At 59.4% G+C, this 17609-nt stretch carries 16 protein-coding genes; 7 read left to right on the forward strand and 9 right to left on the reverse strand.

The window, feature by feature from the left end:
• Positions 1–179 precede the first annotated feature (179 nt).
• A complete protein-coding gene (locus ACEN8E_RS00580) occupies positions 180–563 on the reverse strand; it encodes a PaaI family thioesterase (protein WP_007972875.1) in 384 nt (127 codons plus the stop codon).
• Positions 563–2884, reverse strand: coding sequence for a Tex family protein (locus ACEN8E_RS00585; protein WP_495591017.1), 2322 nt, complete (start codon positions 2882–2884; stop codon positions 563–565). Before ACEN8E_RS00585 ends, ACEN8E_RS00580 begins: the two co-directional genes overlap by 1 nt.
• Before the next feature lie 361 nt (positions 2885–3245).
• On the opposite strand from ACEN8E_RS00585, the gene ompR reads away from it, so the two are divergent.
• Both ompR and ACEN8E_RS00595 read left to right on the forward strand, forming a co-directional pair.
• Positions 3246–3986, forward strand: a complete 741-nt coding sequence (gene ompR / locus ACEN8E_RS00590; protein ID WP_007972873.1) for an osmolarity response regulator transcription factor OmpR — start codon at positions 3246–3248, stop codon at positions 3984–3986.
• 115 nt (positions 3987–4101) lie between these two features.
• Positions 4102–5415 carry an ATP-binding protein gene (locus ACEN8E_RS00595; protein ID WP_008003227.1) on the forward strand — a complete coding sequence of 438 codons (1314 nt, stop codon included), beginning with the start codon at positions 4102–4104 and terminating at the stop codon, positions 5413–5415.
• Between the two features lie 168 nt (positions 5416–5583).
• Here ACEN8E_RS00595 and rimK read toward each other — a convergent pair whose 3' ends face one another.
• Positions 5584–6489 (reverse strand): 30S ribosomal protein S6--L-glutamate ligase, encoded by a 906-nt coding sequence (rimK, locus tag ACEN8E_RS00600; protein ID WP_007972871.1) that lies wholly within the window; start codon positions 6487–6489, stop codon positions 5584–5586.
• On the reverse strand, positions 6486–6965 hold the full coding sequence (gene rimB / locus ACEN8E_RS00605; protein WP_495591018.1) for a retropepsin-like aspartic endopeptidase RimB: 480 nt from the start codon (positions 6963–6965) through the stop codon (positions 6486–6488). Before rimB ends, rimK begins: the two co-directional genes overlap by 4 nt.
• A gap of 215 nt (positions 6966–7180) precedes the next feature.
• Between rimB and ACEN8E_RS00610 the strand changes: the two genes are divergently transcribed.
• From ACEN8E_RS00610 to ACEN8E_RS00620, 3 genes are all read left to right on the forward strand, one after another.
• The gene (locus ACEN8E_RS00610; RefSeq protein WP_495591019.1) at positions 7181–7585 is read left to right on the forward strand and encodes an RNA-binding S4 domain-containing protein; all 405 of its coding nucleotides are present in this window, start codon (positions 7181–7183) and stop codon (positions 7583–7585) included.
• A gap of 216 nt (positions 7586–7801) precedes the next feature.
• Positions 7802–8704, forward strand: coding sequence for an Hsp33 family molecular chaperone HslO (hslO, locus tag ACEN8E_RS00615; protein ID WP_495591020.1), 903 nt, complete (start codon positions 7802–7804; stop codon positions 8702–8704).
• 180 nt (positions 8705–8884) lie between these two features.
• Complete coding sequence (locus ACEN8E_RS00620; RefSeq protein ID WP_495591021.1) at positions 8885–10426, forward strand: phosphoenolpyruvate carboxykinase; 1542 nt, start codon at positions 8885–8887, stop codon at positions 10424–10426.
• Positions 10427–10483: 57 nt separating this feature from the next.
• Here ACEN8E_RS00620 and ACEN8E_RS00625 read toward each other — a convergent pair whose 3' ends face one another.
• The 5 genes from ACEN8E_RS00625 to ACEN8E_RS00645 form a co-directional block, all read right to left on the reverse strand.
• Positions 10484–10837, reverse strand: a complete 354-nt coding sequence (locus ACEN8E_RS00625) for a DUF1493 family protein (protein ID WP_495591022.1) — start codon at positions 10835–10837, stop codon at positions 10484–10486.
• Positions 10834–12111: a type II toxin-antitoxin system HipA family toxin gene (locus ACEN8E_RS00630; protein WP_495591023.1), complete on the reverse strand. Its 1278-nt coding sequence runs from the start codon at positions 12109–12111 to the stop codon at positions 10834–10836. Before ACEN8E_RS00630 ends, ACEN8E_RS00625 begins: the two co-directional genes overlap by 4 nt.
• Positions 12108–12602: a helix-turn-helix domain-containing protein gene (locus ACEN8E_RS00635; protein ID WP_495591024.1), complete on the reverse strand. Its 495-nt coding sequence runs from the start codon at positions 12600–12602 to the stop codon at positions 12108–12110. Before ACEN8E_RS00635 ends, ACEN8E_RS00630 begins: the two co-directional genes overlap by 4 nt.
• 204 nt (positions 12603–12806) lie before the next feature.
• Positions 12807–13103 carry a hypothetical protein gene (locus ACEN8E_RS00640; protein ID WP_495591025.1) on the reverse strand — a complete coding sequence of 99 codons (297 nt, stop codon included), beginning with the start codon at positions 13101–13103 and terminating at the stop codon, positions 12807–12809.
• A gap of 405 nt (positions 13104–13508) precedes the next feature.
• Positions 13509–13799, reverse strand: coding sequence for a hypothetical protein (locus ACEN8E_RS00645; protein WP_495591026.1), 291 nt, complete (start codon positions 13797–13799; stop codon positions 13509–13511).
• Between the two features lie 455 nt (positions 13800–14254).
• Here ACEN8E_RS00645 and ACEN8E_RS00650 point away from each other — a divergent pair, with 455 nt between their 5' ends.
• Positions 14255–16189 carry a RecQ family ATP-dependent DNA helicase gene (locus ACEN8E_RS00650; RefSeq protein ID WP_495591027.1) on the forward strand — a complete coding sequence of 645 codons (1935 nt, stop codon included), beginning with the start codon at positions 14255–14257 and terminating at the stop codon, positions 16187–16189.
• A 145-nt stretch (positions 16190–16334) separates the two neighbouring features.
• A complete protein-coding gene (locus ACEN8E_RS00655; protein WP_495591028.1) occupies positions 16335–17561 on the forward strand; it encodes a 3-hydroxyacyl-CoA dehydrogenase in 1227 nt (408 codons plus the stop codon).
• Positions 17562–17609: the final 48 nt, after the last annotated feature.

Here is a 17609-nt window from a genome sequence, read left to right on the forward strand (position 1 = left end):
CGTTTTCGCCTGGTTTTCGGACCGCGCAGGCCCATACCCTGTAGGAGCGAGCTTGCTCGCGATGGAGGTTAACGATAACGAGGGGTGCCTGAGTGCAAACGGCGCCCTGACGTTCATCGCGAGCAAGCTCGCTCCTACAGGTCATTACGCTGAAATTAACTCAAATCGATGACGACTAGCTACAGGACAGCGAACGTGCCTTGTGCTTTTGCGACCAGTTTGTCGCCCTGCATCACATCGGCTTCGACTACCAGCGTGCGGCGACCCGGGTGGATCACCCGCGCCGTGCACATCACCTCGCCGTCGGAGACGGCGCGGATGTAGTTGATCTTGCACTCGATGGTCGCGCTCTGCTGATCAAAACCGTGTGTGCTGGAGCAGGCCAGCCCCATGGCAATGTCCACCAGACTGAACAAGGCCCCGCCGTGCAGCTTGCCGCCGCGATTGCGCAGCTCCGGTTCCAGCGCCAGGGCGACTTGCGCCACCCCGGTTTCCAGGCTGTGCAGGCGACAGCCCAACAGCTTGAAAAACGCGCTTTCGGTCAGTCCGGCGGGAATGTCCATCAGCGTTTCTTCAACTGCTTGGCGTTGGCGAACAGTGAAGCCATGGCATTGTTGCCCGGTGCTGCCGTGGTTTCCTTGCGCGGGGCAGTGTTCTGGGACTGGCGTGGCGCCGACCCCGGACGTGCGCCGCGAGCGCCGTCGATCTTCTCGCCCGGGGTGTCGCTCATGCGCATCGACAGGCCTACGCGTTTGCGCGGGATGTCGACTTCCATGACCTTCACTTTCACCACGTCGCCGGCCTTCACCGCTTCGCGAGGATCCTTGATGAACTTCTCCGAAAGTGCGGAGATATGTACCAAACCGTCCTGATGCACGCCGATGTCGACGAAGGCGCCGAAGTTGGTCACGTTGGTTACCACGCCTTCGAGGATCATGCCCAGTTCGAGGTCCTTGAGATCTTCCACGCCTTCCTGGAACTCGGCGGTCTTGAACTCTGGACGCGGGTCGCGACCGGGTTTTTCCAGCTCTTGCAGAATGTCGGTGACAGTCGGCAGGCCGAAGGTTTCATCGGTGTACTTCTTCGGGTCGAGACGCTTGAGGAACGCGGCGTCACCGATCAGCGAGCGGATATCACGGTCGGTTTCAGCGGCAATGCGCTGAACCAGTGGATAGGCTTCCGGGTGAACGGCTGACGAGTCCAGCGGGTTTTCGCCGTTCATGACGCGCAGGAATCCGGCGGCCTGTTCGAAGGTTTTCTCACCCAGGCGTGCGACTTTCTTCAGCGCTGCACGGGTTTTGAACGCGCCGTGCTCGTCGCGGTGGCTGACGATGTTCTGCGCCAGTGTCGCGTTGAGGCCGGAGATCCGTGCCAGCAGCGCCACGGAAGCGGTGTTCACGTCCACGCCAACGGCGTTCACGCAGTCCTCGACCACCGCATCCAGACCGCGGGCCAGCTTCAGCTGCGACACGTCGTGCTGGTACTGGCCGACGCCGATGGATTTCGGGTCGATCTTCACCAGTTCCGCCAGTGGATCCTGCAGGCGACGAGCGATGGAGACCGCGCCACGGATCGACACGTCGAGGTCCGGGAATTCCTTGGAAGCCAGTTCCGACGCCGAGTAAACCGATGCGCCGGCCTCGGAGACCATGACCTTGGTCATTTTCATGGCCGGGTATTTTTTGATCAGTTCGGCGGCCAGTTTGTCGGTTTCACGGCTGGCGGTGCCGTTGCCGATGGCGATCAGGTCCACCGAGTGCTTGGCGCACAGCGCAGCGAGCACGGCGAGGGTCTGGTCCCACTTGTTGTGCGGTACGTGCGGGTAAACCGTGGCGTGATCCAGCAACTTGCCGGTGGAGTCGACCACGGCCACTTTGCAACCGGTGCGCAGGCCCGGGTCGAGGCCCAGGGTGGCGCGCGGGCCGGCCGGGGCCGACAGCAGCAGGTCGTGCAGGTTGTGGGCGAAGACGTTGATCGCTTCGGTTTCCGCGCCATCGCGCAACTCGCCCAGCAGGTCGGTTTCCAGATGGGTGTAGAGCTTGACCTTCCAGGTCCAGCGCACCACCTCGCCCAGCCATTTGTCGGCGGCGCGGTTCTGGTTCTGGATGCCGAATTGCTGGCCGATCATGCCCTCGCACGGGTGCATGGTGCCCGGCAATTCGTCGCCGACTTTCAGCGAGGAGCTGAGAATGCCTTCGTTGCGGCCACGGAAAATCGCCAGCGCACGGTGCGATGGCATGCTCTTGAGCGGTTCGTCGTGTTCGAAGTAGTCGCGGAACTTCGCACCTTCCTCTTCCTTGCCGGCAATCACACGGGCACTGAGGGTGGCTTCCTGCTTGAGGTAGTTGCGCAGCTTGTCCAGGAGGCCTGCGTCTTCGGCGAAGCGCTCCATGAGGATGTACTTGGCGCCTTCGAGGGCAGCCTTCACATCGGCCACGCCTTTTTCCGCGTCGATGAAGCGTGCCGCTTCGCTTTCCGGGCTCAGGGACGGGTCGTTGAACAGGCCGTCGGCCAGTTCGCCGAGGCCGGCTTCCAGGGCGATCTGACCCTTGGTGCGGCGTTTCTGCTTGTACGGCAGGTACAAGTCTTCGAGACGGGTCTTGGTGTCGGCGAGCTTGATGTCGCGTTCCAGTTGCGGCGTCAGCTTGCCCTGTTCCTGGATGCTGGCAAGGATGCTGATACGCCGTTCGTCGAGTTCTCGCAGGTAGCGCAGGCGCTCTTCCAGATGACGCAATTGCGTATCGTCGAGGCTGCCGGTCACTTCTTTCCGGTAACGGGCGATGAAGGGAACGGTAGAGCCTTCATCGAGTAGCGCGACGGCCGCTTCGACCTGTTGTGGGCGTACACCGAGTTCCTCGGCGATGCGGCTGTTGATGCTGTCCATAAAACCACCTGACAAATTGTGAAAGCAGGCTCGCAGGCGCAGAGATAGGGCCTTGGCGAGTCTGGTTGAGCGGCCTGGCCTGCGCCGCTACCTGGATCAAAAGGTATCCCGTTGACCCGTGAAATCGAACAATTACTGCCGACGCCATGAAAAAAAATAGCGTCCGTCTGTAGTACCTGTCTGACGTTGCCTGACACAAAAGGCCGCGCATTATAACCAGCGTTATGGCATTCGGGGGCATCGCGGGTTGCCGGTGCAATGGCCGGTTTTCTGGCGTTGAAGGAAAAATCTGCTAACAATGCACACGGTGCGTATAACGGCAGCTACGCCATAATGCGTGCCGAGATCAAAGGAGCATCCAATGAGCAGCACTGCACAAACTGCTGAAGGCGAAAAAATTCTTATCGTTGACGACGATCCTGGGCTGAGCAGCCTGCTGGAACGTTTTTTCGTCAGCAAGGGCTATCGCGCCCGCGCCGTACCGAACACTGAGCAAATGGATCGCCTGCTGGCGCGCGAAGTGTTCAACCTGGTCGTCCTCGACCTGATGTTGCCCGGTGAAGACGGTCTGACCGCCTGCCGCCGCCTGCGCAACGCGAACAACCAGATTCCGATCATCATGCTCACCGCCAAGGGCGACGAGCTGAGCCGCATCAAGGGCCTGGAACTGGGCGCCGACGATTACCTGGCCAAGCCGTTCAACCCGGATGAGCTGATGGCTCGCGTCAAAGCGGTATTGCGTCGCCAGTCGGCGCCGGTGCCGGGCGCCCCGGGCAGCGAAGACGAAAGCGTGACCTTTGGTGACTACGAGTTGTCCCTGGCCACCCGCGAGCTCAAGCGCGGCGAAGAAGTGCACATGCTCACCACCGGTGAGTTCGCCGTGCTCAAGGCCCTGGTGATGAACGCGCGTCAACCGTTGACCCGCGACAAGTTGATGAACCTGGCCCGTGGCCGCGAGTGGGATGCCCTGGAGCGTTCCATCGATGTGCAGATTTCCCGTCTGCGCCGGATGATCGAACCCGATCCTTCCAAACCGCGTTACATCCAGACTGTCTGGGGTGTGGGTTACGTGTTTGTTCCGGATGGAACCGCCACCAAGTGATTGGCGATTTGTAGGAGCGGGTCCAGCGGGCAAGGGATCAATTGATCACGCCCGCAGACTCGCGATCCGCAATATGCGAGCATCGCTCGCTCCTGCAAGTGTTTAACGGTTATCCATGAAAACCCCCGTTTGGTTCCCCCAGAGCTTCTTCTCCCGCACCCTTTGGCTGGTGCTGATCGTCGTACTCTTCTCCAAGGCGCTGACCCTGGTTTATCTGCTGATGAACGAAGATGTGCTGGTGGACCGTCAGTACAGCCATGGCGTCGCCCTGACGCTGCGCGCCTATTGGGCTGCCGATGAAGAAAGCCGCGGCAAGATCGCCGAGGCCGCGACCCTGATCCGGGTGGTGGGTGCCGGTGTGCCGGAAGGCGAACAACACTGGCCTTACAGCGAGATCTACCAGCGGCAGATGCAGGCGGAGCTGGGGGCCGACACTGAAGTCCGGCTGCGCATGCATTCGCCACCGGCGCTGTGGGTTCGGGCGCCAAGCCTGGGTGATGGCTGGCTGAAAGTACCGCTTTACCCCCATCCGTTGCGCGGCCAGAAAATCTGGAACGTGCTGGGCTGGTTCCTCGCTATTGGTCTGCTTTCCACCGCTTCGGCCTGGATCTTCGTCAGCCAGCTCAATCAACCGTTGAAGCGTCTGGTGTATGCCGCAAGGCAACTCGGCCAGGGGCGCAGCGTGCGCCTGCCGATCAGTGATACGCCGAGCGAGATGACCGAGGTTTACCGTGCCTTCAACCAGATGGCCGAAGACGTCGAACAGGCCGGTCGCGAGCGTGAGCTGATGCTGGCCGGTGTTTCCCATGATTTGCGAACGCCCTTGACCCGCTTGCGCCTGTCCCTGGAGTTGATGGGTGATCGCACCGATCTGACCGACGACATGGTGCGCGACATCGAAGACATGGATGCGATTCTCGATCAGTTCCTGGCGTTCATTCGCGACGGGCGCGACGAGTCGGTGGAAGAAGTTGACTTGAGCGACCTGGTCCGCGAAGTCGCTGCGCCCTACAACCAGAATGAAGAGAAAGTGCGGCTGCGCCTGGAGCCGATTCAGCCGTTTCCGTTGCGTCGGGTGTCGATGAAACGACTGCTGAACAACCTGATCGGCAATGCGTTGCATCATGCCGGCAGTGGTGTGGAGGTGGCGGCGTATGTATCCGGGGATACCAGCGCGCCGTATGTGGTGCTGAGTGTCATGGACCGTGGTGCCGGTATTGATCCGTCGGAACTGGAAGCGATCTTCAACCCGTTCACCCGGGGTGATCGTGCCCGGGGTGGCAAAGGCACCGGGTTGGGATTGGCAATCGTGAAGCGGATTGCTTCGATGCATGGCGGTAACGTTGAACTGCGTAACCGCTCGGGTGGTGGCCTGGAAGCGCGAGTGCGGTTGCCGTTGGGGTTGATGCTGCCGCGGGATGCCGTTTAAGGCCGTATTTCTTCGGTGAGGCTAATGGCCTCTTCGTCGGATCGCCGCCCGGAGCAAGCCCGCTCCCACAATGATCGTGTTGAACACAAATTTTATGTCCACTGAAGAACCCTGTGGGAGCGGGTTTGCCCGCAAAGGCGGCCTCACTGCCGCCACAGGGCCCGAAGGTTAACCCTTCCCTTTGGTCCGGGTCATGTTCGGCCCACCATTCTTCTCCAGATGTTCAATGATGATCCCCGCGACATTCTTCCCGGTGGTGGTCTCAATCCCTTCAAGGCCGGGCGAGGAATTCACTTCCATCACCAGCGGCCCGTGATTGGAACGCAGGATATCCACCCCGGCCACCGCCAACCCCATGACCTTTGCTGCACGCAGTGCTGTCATGCGCTCTTCGGGTGTGATCTTGATCAGGCTCGCGCTGCCACCGCGATGCAGGTTGGAGCGAAACTCGCCGGGCTTGGCCTGGCGCTTCATCGCTGCAATCACCTTGTCACCGACGACGAAGCAGCGAATGTCCGCACCGCCGGCTTCCTTGATGTACTCCTGAACCATGATGTTCTGCTTGAGGCCCATGAACGCCTCGATCACCGATTCTGCGGCCGTGGCGGTTTCGCACAGCACCACGCCGATGCCTTGGGTGCCTTCCAGCACCTTGATTACCAACGGCGCGCCGTTGACCATTTCGATCAGGTCGGGAATGTCATCGGGGGAGTGGGCAAATCCGGTCACCGGCAAACCGATCCCGCGACGGGACAGCAATTGCAGCGAACGCAGCTTGTCCCGTGAACGGGCAATGGCCACCGATTCGTTGAGCGGAAATACTCCCATCATCTCGAACTGGCGCAGCACTGCGCAGCCATAAAAGGTCACGGATGCACCGATCCGTGGAATCACCGCATCGAAACCCTCCAGCGGTTTGCCGCGGTAGTGGATCTGCGGCTTGTGGCTCGCGATGTTCATGTAGGCACGCAGGGTATCGACCACCACCATTTCATGGCCGCGTTCAGTACCGGCTTCAACCAGGCGGCGGGTGGAATACAGACGCGGGTTCCGCGACAGCACAGCGATCTTCATGCAACACCTGTGGAGAAGGTAGATACCGGGAACACCGGCTTGTCTTGTACATATTTAATGCCCGGATTGACCACCAACTGGCCATCGATCAGGGCTTTGGAGCCGAGCAGCAGGCGATAACGCATGGACTTGCGGCAGGCCAGGGTGAACTCGACCCGCCAGACCCGATCACCGAGGGCCAGGGTGGTGCTGATCACATATCGCACCTGCGCCTGACCATTAGAGCTTTTAATGGTTTTTCTCGTCACCAGCGGTGCCTCGCAGCGGCGATGACGCAACTGCACCACGGTGCCCAGGTGCGCCGTGAAGCGCACCCACGGCTCGCCTTCGCGGTCGAACGTCTCGATGTCGGTGGCGTGCAGGCTGGAGGTGCTGGCTCCGGTGTCGATTTTTGCCCGCAGGCCCGCGACTCCCAAATCCGGGAGCGCCACCCACTCGCGCAGACCGACAACGGTCAAATGGTCAAATGTCTTCAAAATTGCTCAACCGGTAGAAACCGCGGTGGCCGCAGGCGGCCAGATTCGCGGTATTCACGCAGAATAATGGTTAAAAGGCGACAGATATCTACGGCCCGGATTTCCAGCACCCCGGGAGGTTATGGAATGTCAGCATTGTAATCCGGGACGGTGAAATTCTTGGTACGACAGAAACGGTAGTACAGTTCACCAATATTTCAGAATGAGGAAATCCCATGGCACAAAAAAACGAAGAGGACGATAAAGTCCGCCTCGATAAATGGTTGTGGGCTGCACGCTTTTACAAAACCCGCGCCTTGGCCAAGGCGGCGATTGAAAGCGGCAAGGTGCATTGCCGGGGCGAACGCTGCAAACCGGGTAAAGAGCCACGGGTCGGAGATGAATTTGTGATTCGCACCGGTTTCGATGAGCGCACGGTGGTGGTCCAGGTATTGTCGATCGTTCGCCGTGGCGCTCCGGAGGCGCAGACCTTGTATGCCGAAACGCAGGCCAGCATTGCCAAGCGCGAAGAGGCCGCGGCACAAAGAAAGGCAGGAGCCCTGGGCGTGAGCACCGACGGTAAACCAAGCAAGAAACAGCGACGGGATCTGTTCAAGTTTCGCGGTGGCAGCAACGAATGATTGGCCGGGGCCGCTGATCACATCGATCAGCACAAGACTTGTAATTGCACCCGCGCGTAGCCATATGAGGTAATTGGCCTGTCGTGCATGTGCCATTCGTCGAAAAGCGCGCACAGCCACCGACCTGTAAGCCATAACCAGGCAGCAATGCGCTATAGCCAAGGCCTAGCGTCGAATTCTGTAACCACTATTGTCACCACTTCAGATACCAGACTTATGACCGACTTACCGGATAACGACTTCACCCAACGCTTCATCTTCGATGACAGCGACACCCGTGGCGAGCTGGTTTCGCTGGAGCTCAGCTACGCTGAAGTCCTGGCCAAGCACGCCTATCCGGAGCCGGTCGCGCAACTGCTCGGCGAACTGATGGCGGCCGCATCGTTGCTGGTCGGCACGTTGAAGTTCGATGGCCTGCTGATTCTGCAAGCCCGTTCCGAAGGCCCGATCCCGCTGCTGATGATCGAGTGCTCCAGCGAGCGCGACATCCGTGGCCTGGCCCGTTACGACGCGGACCGTATCGCTCCCGACGCAACCCTGGCCGATTTGATGCCGGATGGCTCGTTGACGCTGACCATCGACCCGAGACAGGGCCAGCGTTACCAGGGCGTGGTCGATCTTGACGGTGAAACCTTGTCCGACTGCTTCACCAACTATTTCGTCATGTCGCAGCAGATCGGTACGCGCATCAAGCTCTGCGCCGATGGCCGTCGCGCCCGTGGCCTGTTGCTGCAGCAACTGCCCGCCGACCGCCTGAAAGACGAAGAAGAACGCGCCGCCAGCTGGCAGCACCTCACCGCCCTGGCCACTACCTTGACCGCTGATGAACTGCTGGGCCTGGACAACGAAACCGTGCTCCATCGTCTCTATCATGAAGAGCAGGTGCGCTTGTTCGACGTGCAAAAACTGCGCTTTCGCTGCAGCTGCTCGCGCGAACGTTCGGCCAATGCACTGGTCAGTCTGGGTAAGGAAGACGCGCAGCAACTGGTCGTGGAGCACGGTGGCAACATCGAGATCGATTGCCAGTTCTGTAACCAGCGCTACCTGTTCGATACTGCCGATGTCACCCAATTGTTTATCGGTGCGGGTGTCGAGACGCCGTCAGATACCCGTCACTAAAACGGTTCAGCGCAGGTAAATTCACTGGCTGCCGCCGGATTAACGCCGTTACGACAGGAGGGGCCTACTCTTTTTGGGCTTTTCTGGCATAATCCGGCCCACTTTTTTCGCGGTAGTAGTGCACGACTTTCTACTACAAAAACGTTTGGAGCACTCGGCCACTGGCCGACGGGGAACCTCATGACGCAAGCCAATAACGCCGTGTACACCGATCTGAGTGTTGATGATCTGGTTAAAGAAGCCCTCAACCGCGGTGAAGGCGAGCTTGCCGATACCGGCGCACTGGTTGTTCGTACCGGTCACCGTACCGGCCGTTCGCCAGTCGACCGTTTCATCGTTGAAGAGCCAAGCACCCAGGCCGCTATCGCCTGGGGCCCGATCAACCGCAAGTTCCCGGCCGACAAGTTCGACGCCCTGTGGGCTCGCGTTGAGGCATTCAACAACGCGCAAGAGCATTTCGTTTCCCACGTGCATGTAGGTGCGGCTTCCGACCACTACCTGGCCGTGAAGATGACCACCCAGACCGCCTGGCAGAACCTGTTCGGCCGTTGCCTGTTCATCAACCCGGCCCAGTACAACCCGGCCGGTCGTGAAGAGTGGCAGGTGCTGAACGTTGCCAACTTCGAGTGCGTACCAGAGCGTGACGGCACCAACTCCGACGGTTGCGTGATCATCAACTTCGCCCAGAAGAAAGTGCTGATCGCCGGTATGCGTTACGCCGGTGAAATGAAGAAAGCCATGTTCTCGGTGCAGAACTTCCTGCTGCCGGCCGCTGACGTGCTGCCAATGCACTGCGCCGCCAACATCGGCGAAGAAGGCGACGTGACCCTGTTCTTCGGTCTGTCCGGCACTGGCAAGACCACCCTGTCCGCCGACGAAAGCCGTTACCTGATCGGTGACGACGAGCACGGCTGGGGCGAGGGCGTGGTGTTCAACATCGAAGGCGGTTGCTATGCCAAGTGCATCGACCTGTCCGAGAAGAACGAGCCGGTTATCTGGAAAGCCATCAAGCACGGCGCGGTCCTGGAAAACGTCGTTATCGACGACGCCAAGCACGCCGACTACGCCGATGTCAGCCTGACCCAGAACAGCCGCGCCGCGTACCCGCTGGAGCACGTTGCCAAGCGTTCCGAGAAGAACCTCGGTGGCGAGCCTAACGCTGTGATCTTCCTGACCTGCGACCTGACCGGCGTTCTGCCGCCAGTGTCGATCCTCAACGAAGAGCAAGCGGCCTACCACTTCCTGTCCGGTTACACCGCGCTGGTCGGTTCGACCGAAATGGGTTCGGGCAGCGGCATCAAGTCGACCTTCTCCACCTGCTTCGGCGCACCGTTCTTCCCGCGTCCGGCCGGTGAATACGCTGAACTGCTGATCAAGCGCATCCGCGGCTTCGGCTCCAAGGTCTACCTGGTCAACACCGGCTGGACCGGCGGTGGCTACGGCGTCGGCAAACGCTTCAACATCCCGACCACCCGCGCAGTGATCGCAGCGATCCAGAGCGGCGCGCTGATCGGTACCGAGACCGAGCACCTGGACACCATCAACCTCGACGTGCCACTGGCCGTACCGGGCGTTGAGACTGGCCTGCTGAACCCACGCAACACCTGGGCCGACAAGGCCGCCTACGACGAAGCCGCCAAAGCACTGGCCGGCCTGTTCATCGAGAACTTCAAGAAGTTCGAAGTGAGCGACGCGATCAAGGCTGCCGGTCCAAAGTTGTAATGCTGGATTGAGCTAAAGAAAAAGCCGCCCCTTGGGGCGGCTTTTTTGTGTCCGTCGTTACTGGCCTTCCAACACCTGCGTGTCCCAACGTTGGACCTTGATGGCCTGGTAGAGCATGTCGATGGTCAAGGGCAACTTCTCGCCGCGACCCTTGGCTTTTCGCTTTAGATTCACGTCAAAGCCATCGGGCTGGAAGTAGCGATAGCTGTCGAAATCCACGAAATCGATGGCGAATAGATCTTCCAGGCATTCGATCAAGTGCCGGGCATCGACGCCATTGCAACCGAGGTCGAAATTGATCGAGGTGGCAAGGCTGATTGTTTTGCGCTCGGGCAGGCCGATTTCTTCGTGCAGCAGTTGCATGAGTTGCTGCATTGAGTGGTCGTCGGGGAAGTTGGGGGCGAGGTTCATTGCGTAGGTTCCGCCAATCGAAATGCAGGCGTCATATTGTCCTGCTCACGTTTCGACAGCCCCAGAGCGCCCGCTAGCGTTGGCCATTGGCTGACGACTTGTTTGAAATTGTCGATGATGTTTTCTGCATCCGCACGACCGACCCGAAAATACTCCGCCACTTCCCGGGCCAGTTCCAGATCCAGTGCGTTATCGGTATCGGTGATGTTGAGCTTCAAGCCGTCGGCGTGGGCCACCGGGTTCATGTCATAGGCGGCAGACAATCGCCATCCCCGACCCGGATCAAGGATAAAGCCATGGTTGCGCAGGTGATCGTCAGTGTTGGAAACCAGGATGTTGAAGACAATGCGAGACCACAACTCCCGCAGGTCTGCGTTGGTTTGCGAACCATGTTCCATGAGCACTTCGGCCAATTCAAGGTAGCTCGCGCCGACAGAGGCATCGTCACCGTCAACTCGATCAGTCATGGTCATGGCCGAGGCAAAGTGCAGTCGGTCGCCCCGTTCGGTGCGATCGAAGCGCTTGACCATGAAGCAGTGATGATCGCTGGTGTAGCGTCGGGCGATGCCGGTCGCGACTCGCAGGCCACAATGATTGGCCAGGGCATTTACCACGAGCTCCCAAGCGCCAATGTCATAGTCATCGCGTGTGCTGGGGAACTTGGCGATCCACAAGTGACCGCGCTCGTCGGCAACGCTGGCCTTGGGGCGGGCGCCACCCAGCGAACCTCCGGGTGCGATCAACATTCTCAGCCACTCTCGGCCGTCGAGTGAGGTGTTGTCCGGGTCGTTTTCCAGAGCTCGGCTTGCTTGCTCCAAAGCCCGCAGCTCAATGAACGGTGGAGCGGCCACGCCATTGCGATCATCGAGAAAGTTGCCTTCGTCATTGAGCTTGTAGCGGATCGCGCCGACCCGATAGAGATCATGTACGCCTAACAGGAAATCCGACTCGTAAAGCTTGCTACCTTTTGCAAGCAATCCATCGCGAACATCTCGCTCCATCCGCCGCTTCATCAACAATTGACCCCACCGATCCGGGCTTGAATCAGCGAACACGCCAAACCGGCTTTGATGTTGCCCTGGGAACTGACGACCTTCATAGAGGCCGATTCGAGGGTCCAGCGGTGTGAAGTTCAACTCGGGATCTGCCAGCGCCACAGCGTCGTATTCAAATTCGAAGACATCCGAGGAGCGGGTCTTGCGGGCGTGCAAGAAACCGAGGCGTCTGGGCCCGTTCAAGGATTCCCAATCGGCATACACCGCAATCTGCGTCATTTTTCACCTGTCGCGGGCTTGGTTTTTTTCTTGGTCAACAGACTGGAAAGTGAGTGGGTGTTGAAGGGGAAGTCAGCGGAGAGATCCTCTGTCCGGGTGGCACTTTCAATTGCGCCAGTGTCTTTTTCAGGTATTGGAGAGGTCTTTTTAACTGCGCTTATTCTGCGTACTCGTCGGTTCGAGTCTTTCACTGAGGTTGCCTTGGGTTTCAGTCGTGCGTCCTGCAGTTGACGACCCACCTCATCGGTTGCCGCGAGCCTATTCAAGTCTTTTTCCAGACCCAGAACCTGCATGACAGACAGGTAGGCTCCGATGGTCACCCCTGAGCCACCTGATTCCAGGGAGCGCAAGGTTGTCAGTGACATGCCCGCCCTCTCGGCGACTTGTTTGGCGGTGAGTTTGCGGCGCAGGCGAGCGAGTTTCAGCCGCTCGCCGAACTCGGAAAGTAGTCTGGAAGTGGCGGGCAAGAGTGGAGCTGTCTTCTTGGCCATGTGCCAATATTCCTTCATTAAGGCGCTATAACTGCCAGAATAATAGCACTTAAAGGAAAGGGTGAGCTGCGATTGGGGTATTGAAAAAGGCACCATTCTCTTGACGTTGATTTCCTTAAGGAGTGCCTTGTAACTGCCATTATTCCAGCTGTTTTATATTGAAACAGTCAGAATAATTCCACTTTTTCGCTCTGATGATTGGCGTCAGGCTGGGGCTTTCCAGTTGAGCATGCGTTGCTGGGCAACCTTGAGCAGGTCGCAGTCGTCCTGGGTCAGCAGGTAGAGGGCATGGGTGATGTGCGGGATGTCTTCGAGGTCGCCGTGCTTGAAGCATTGGCAGTGCAGGGTTTGCAGCAAGCCGCTGGAGGCCCGTATGCGCTGCAGGGCGGCTTCGAGGATGTCTTGCGGGTTGGCTTCTGTGTCGATGATCAGGGGCGGGGAATCGGTGAGGTTGGTGTGGAGTGGGCGGTAGCGATTTGGAAACGGGTTCAGAGTTGGCATGGCATGTACTCGGTTTGTTGTTAAGTAACCGCCAGCACCGTGACCAAACGATGGGAGGCGGACTGTGCGCAGGCTTGGTCAACCGAGAACAACAAATCGGCTCGCCCGAAGGCGTCCCGCACACAGCCGCCATGACAACGCGCTGTGAGGACATGGATGTCCGCGGCGCGAATGATGGCACAACTATGTGCGTTGTTCTCAGGTGACCAAACCTGATCGCTTATTTGGCAGCGATAGGCCGGACTATATGTTTTTGCCAATGGCTGGTGACAGCCGACAAGGTGTCTTGTTTTGTAGGACCTTGCCGAAGCTTTCATAGGTCGTTGCTGACGGACTTATCCACACTGCACCGCGTTATCGTTCTTCGCGAGCAGGCTCGCTCCCACAGGGGGATTGCGGTGTTTTTCAGATGGCGAGTTTCGGCAAGCGCTGCCGGGCGATGTCGAGCAGGTCGTTGCCGTCCTGTGTCAGCAAGTACAGGGCGCTGACGATCTTGGGGATGTCGCTCGCTTCGGCCTGGTTGAAGCACGTGCAATAAAGGGTTTCGAGCAGGTCGCTGGCGGCGCGGATGCGTTGTCGGGCAGCGTCGAGGATCTCGAAGGGGTCGGCCTCGGTATCGATGACCAGCACCGGGGTTTCGCTGTAGCGGGTCTTGAGTGGGCGGTAGCGGGCTGTCAGTGAGTCGGGGTTTTTCATTGAGTGGGTCCTGTGCGAAATCGGCAAGTGTTCCCGGCAGGCCGAGACACTGTTTTCAGCCGCGCCGGAAACTATAGGAGGGTATGGTGTTACGGGACAATACGGCTGAGATCGACAGGCTTTGTAAGGGTTTTGTCATATTTAGAGGAAGCGGACTACAGGTTGTTGGTGGGTTTTCAACGTGAAATGGCGATGGGTAAAAATGCTTACAGCGGTTTCAGTTGCTTCGCAGTCAATCTCGGTAGAGGGGGTCTCGGACAATGTCGGGTGTTTCGAGTTTTGCGGTGGGTGTTTTGGCCTGCTCGCGAAAGCGATCTGTCGGTTACCCGATTCCTCAAGCCTTTCCAGCCATCCGCTGTATCATCCCGTATCGTTTTTGCCCCCGACCTTTTCTCGACTCGCTGCGATCGCCGGCCAGGCTTTTGGCGCTGCGGCGGTCAACGGAGTGACAGCTTATGCACAACACCCTGGAACAGGTTTTCGGTTATCCACAGTTTCGACCTGGTCAGGAGGCGGCGGTCAGTGCCGTGCTGGCCGGGCGTTCGGCGGCGGCAATTTTCCCCACCGGTTCCGGCAAATCCCTTTGCTACCAATTGCCAGCGGTGTTGCTGCCGCACCTGACGCTGGTGGTCTCGCCGTTGCTGGCGTTGATGCAGGATCAACTGGCGTTCCTGCAACGCCATGGCATCTCGGCGGGCAGTATCGATTCGGCCCAGAGCCGCGATGACGCCAGCGATGTGATGGCCCGTGCCAGGTCCGGCGAGTTGAAGATTCTGATGATCTCGGTGGAACGCTTGAAGAACGAGCGTTTTCGCCATTTCCTGCAGCAAGTACCGATCTCGCTGCTGGTGGTGGACGAGGCGCACTGCATCTCCGAATGGGGGCATAACTTTCGTCCGGACTACCTCAAGCTTCCCGACTATCAACGCCAGTTCAATATTCCTCAGGTGCTGCTGCTGACCGCCACGGCGACACCCAAGGTCATCGCCGACATGCAGGCGAAATTCGCCATCGCCGCCGAGGACGTAGTGACCACCGGTTTCTATCGCCCGAACCTGAATTTGCTGGTGGAGCCGGTTCGCGCAGCGGACAAGCGCAGACGCCTGGTCGAGTGGATGAGCCAGCGTCCGGATCAGCCGAGCATCGTCTACGTTACCCTGCAGAAAACCGCCGAGCAGATTGCCGAACACCTGAACCGCAATGGCATTCAGGCCGAGGCCTATCACGCCGGGTTGCCCCATGAACAACGGGTAGCGATCCAGCGGCGATTCATGGGCGGGCAGTCCAATTGCATCGTCGCCACCATCGCTTTCGGCATGGGCATCGACAAAAGCGACATCCGCAACGTGGTGCATTTCGACCTGCCAAAATCCATCGAAAACTACAGCCAGGAAATCGGCCGCGCCGGACGTGACGGGCAGCCGTCGGATTGCCTGGTGTTGGCCAACCGCGACAGCCTCAACGTGCTGGAGAACTTCGTCTACGGTGACACGCCCGAGCTGGATGGCATCCGTTGCGTGCTGGACGAGATGCATGCCGCAGCCCCCGAAGGGCAGTGGGAGTTTCTGCTGGGACCGTTGGCGGATCAGAGCAATATTCGCCTGTTGCCGCTCAAGACCTTGCTGGTGCAACTCGAATTGCGCGGGTTGATTGCCCCGCGCTATGCGTACTACGCCGAGTACCGATTCAAATATGTGCAGGAGCCCGAGGCACTTTTGGCGCATTTCGAAGGCGAGCGCAGGGATTTTGTCGCGGCGATCATCCAGACCTCCAGCCGCGCCCGTACCTGGGCAACGGTGAATTTCGAGGCGTTGTACGAGCAGTATCAGGCCGAGCGCACTCGGGTGGTCAAGGCGCTGGATTACTTCCAGGAGAAGGGCTGGGTGGAGCTCGAAAGCAAGCAGATGACCGAGGTCTACAGCGTGCTGCAAAACGGGTTCGACAGCGTCGCGTTGAGCGAGGAACTGCACGGCTGTTTCACTCGCCATGAGCACACCGAGATCGCGCGGATTCACGCGATGCTGGATCTGTTCGCCACCGACCAATGCCTGGGTTATCGCCTGGCCGAGTACTTCGGCGATCACAATGCCCCGCAGCAATGTGGCCATTGTTCGGTGTGTCATGGGCAAGTGGCGCGGCTACCGGCTCCACCGGAATTGCCGGCGCTTGTGGATAAAAATTTCGAGGCGCTGTGTGGCGGTTTTATCCACAGGCACGAGCAGCACGCGGGCAATGTGCCCTCGGCTGAGCGCGTGACACGGTTTCTGTGCGGGATCAGCGTGCCGCTGTTCACCAGGCTCAAGGCGCGGATGGTTGCCGGGTTCGCGGCGCTGGAGGATTACCCGTATGCCGAGGTGCGCGAGTGGGCAGAGCAACATCTGGCAGGCTGAACTGTGGTCCCACAGGGTTTTGCGGTGTATTCAATGGGGCACATCCATCCGCTGAATGTTGCTCATCACAGGAATAAATTTCAAAAAAGCCCGGTGGCTGACTATGGTGATGGCTGTCTTCGGATCGCCAACAAGAGAACAAAGCATGAGCCAGACACCGTCGAACATTCAGCGCGCCGCCGTGATCGGCGCGGGCACCATGGGCCGTGGCATTGTCATGTGCCTGGCCAATGCCGGCGTGGCCGTGCAGTGGGTCGACAACAACTCGCAAATGCTGGACCAAGCGCTGGCCACCGTGGCGGACACTTACGCCCACAACGTGCGCCAGGGCCGGATTGAGCGGGGTGAAGCCGATGCCCGTGTCGCCCGCATCAAGGCGGCAGACGATTATGCGGCCATCCGCGATGTCGACCTGGTCATTGAAGCGGTGTACGAAAACCTTGAGCTCAAGCAGAAAATATTCCGCGAGCTCGATGGCCTGCTCAAACCTGAAGCGATCCTGGCGAGCAATACTTCGGCGCTGGACATCGACGCTATCGCGGCGGTCACGCGCCGGCCGCAGCAAGTGCTGGGCCTGCATTTCTTCAGCCCGGCGCACATCATGAAGCTGCTGGAAATCGTCCGCGGTGCACGAACGACGCCAGCAGTGCTCGATACCGCGCTGGCGCTCGGCCAGCGCATGGGCAAGGTCAGTGTGGTGGCGGGCAACTGCGACGGTTTCATTGGCAACCGCATGCTCAATACCTATGTGCTCGAAGCGCGAAAAATGCTGCTGGAAGGCGCTTATCCCTATCAGGTGGACGCAGCGCTGCAAGAGTTTGGTTTCGCCATGGGACCGTTCCGCATGTTCGACGTGGTCGGCGTCGACCTGCAGTGGCGCGCCCGGCAACTGTCCGGTGTCGGGCAGGACGCGCCAGAGGTTCAGGTGGATAACCGACTGTGCGAGATGGGGCGCTTTGGTCAGAAGAGTGGTAATGGCTATTACCACTATGAGCCGGGCAGTCGTCAGGCTGAACATGATCCACAGGTGGATGCGCTGGTGCTGGAAGTCAGCGAAAGATTGGGGTTCCACCGTCGTGTGATCGGCCCGGAGGAAATTCTCGAGCGCTGCTTGCTGGCGCTGGTCAATGAAGGCGCGAAGATCCTGCAGGAAGGCATTGCCGGGTCAGCCCATGACATTGATCTGGTCTATCTCAACGGTTACGGTTTCCCGGCGGACAAGGGCGGGCCGATGGCCTGGGCGGATCAGCAAGGGTTGGCGGACATTCATCGGCGCTTGATGGACCTTGAAACGCGTCAGGGCGATCACTGGCAACCGGCGCGGTTGATCGGGGAGTTGGAGGCGGCCGGCAAGGGCTTTGCCGACAAGTGATTGATGTGGCGCTTGCAGGAGCGAGCCTGCTCGCGATGAATACACCGC

It is taken from the genome of Pseudomonas sp. Pseusp9, from assembly GCF_059491265.1.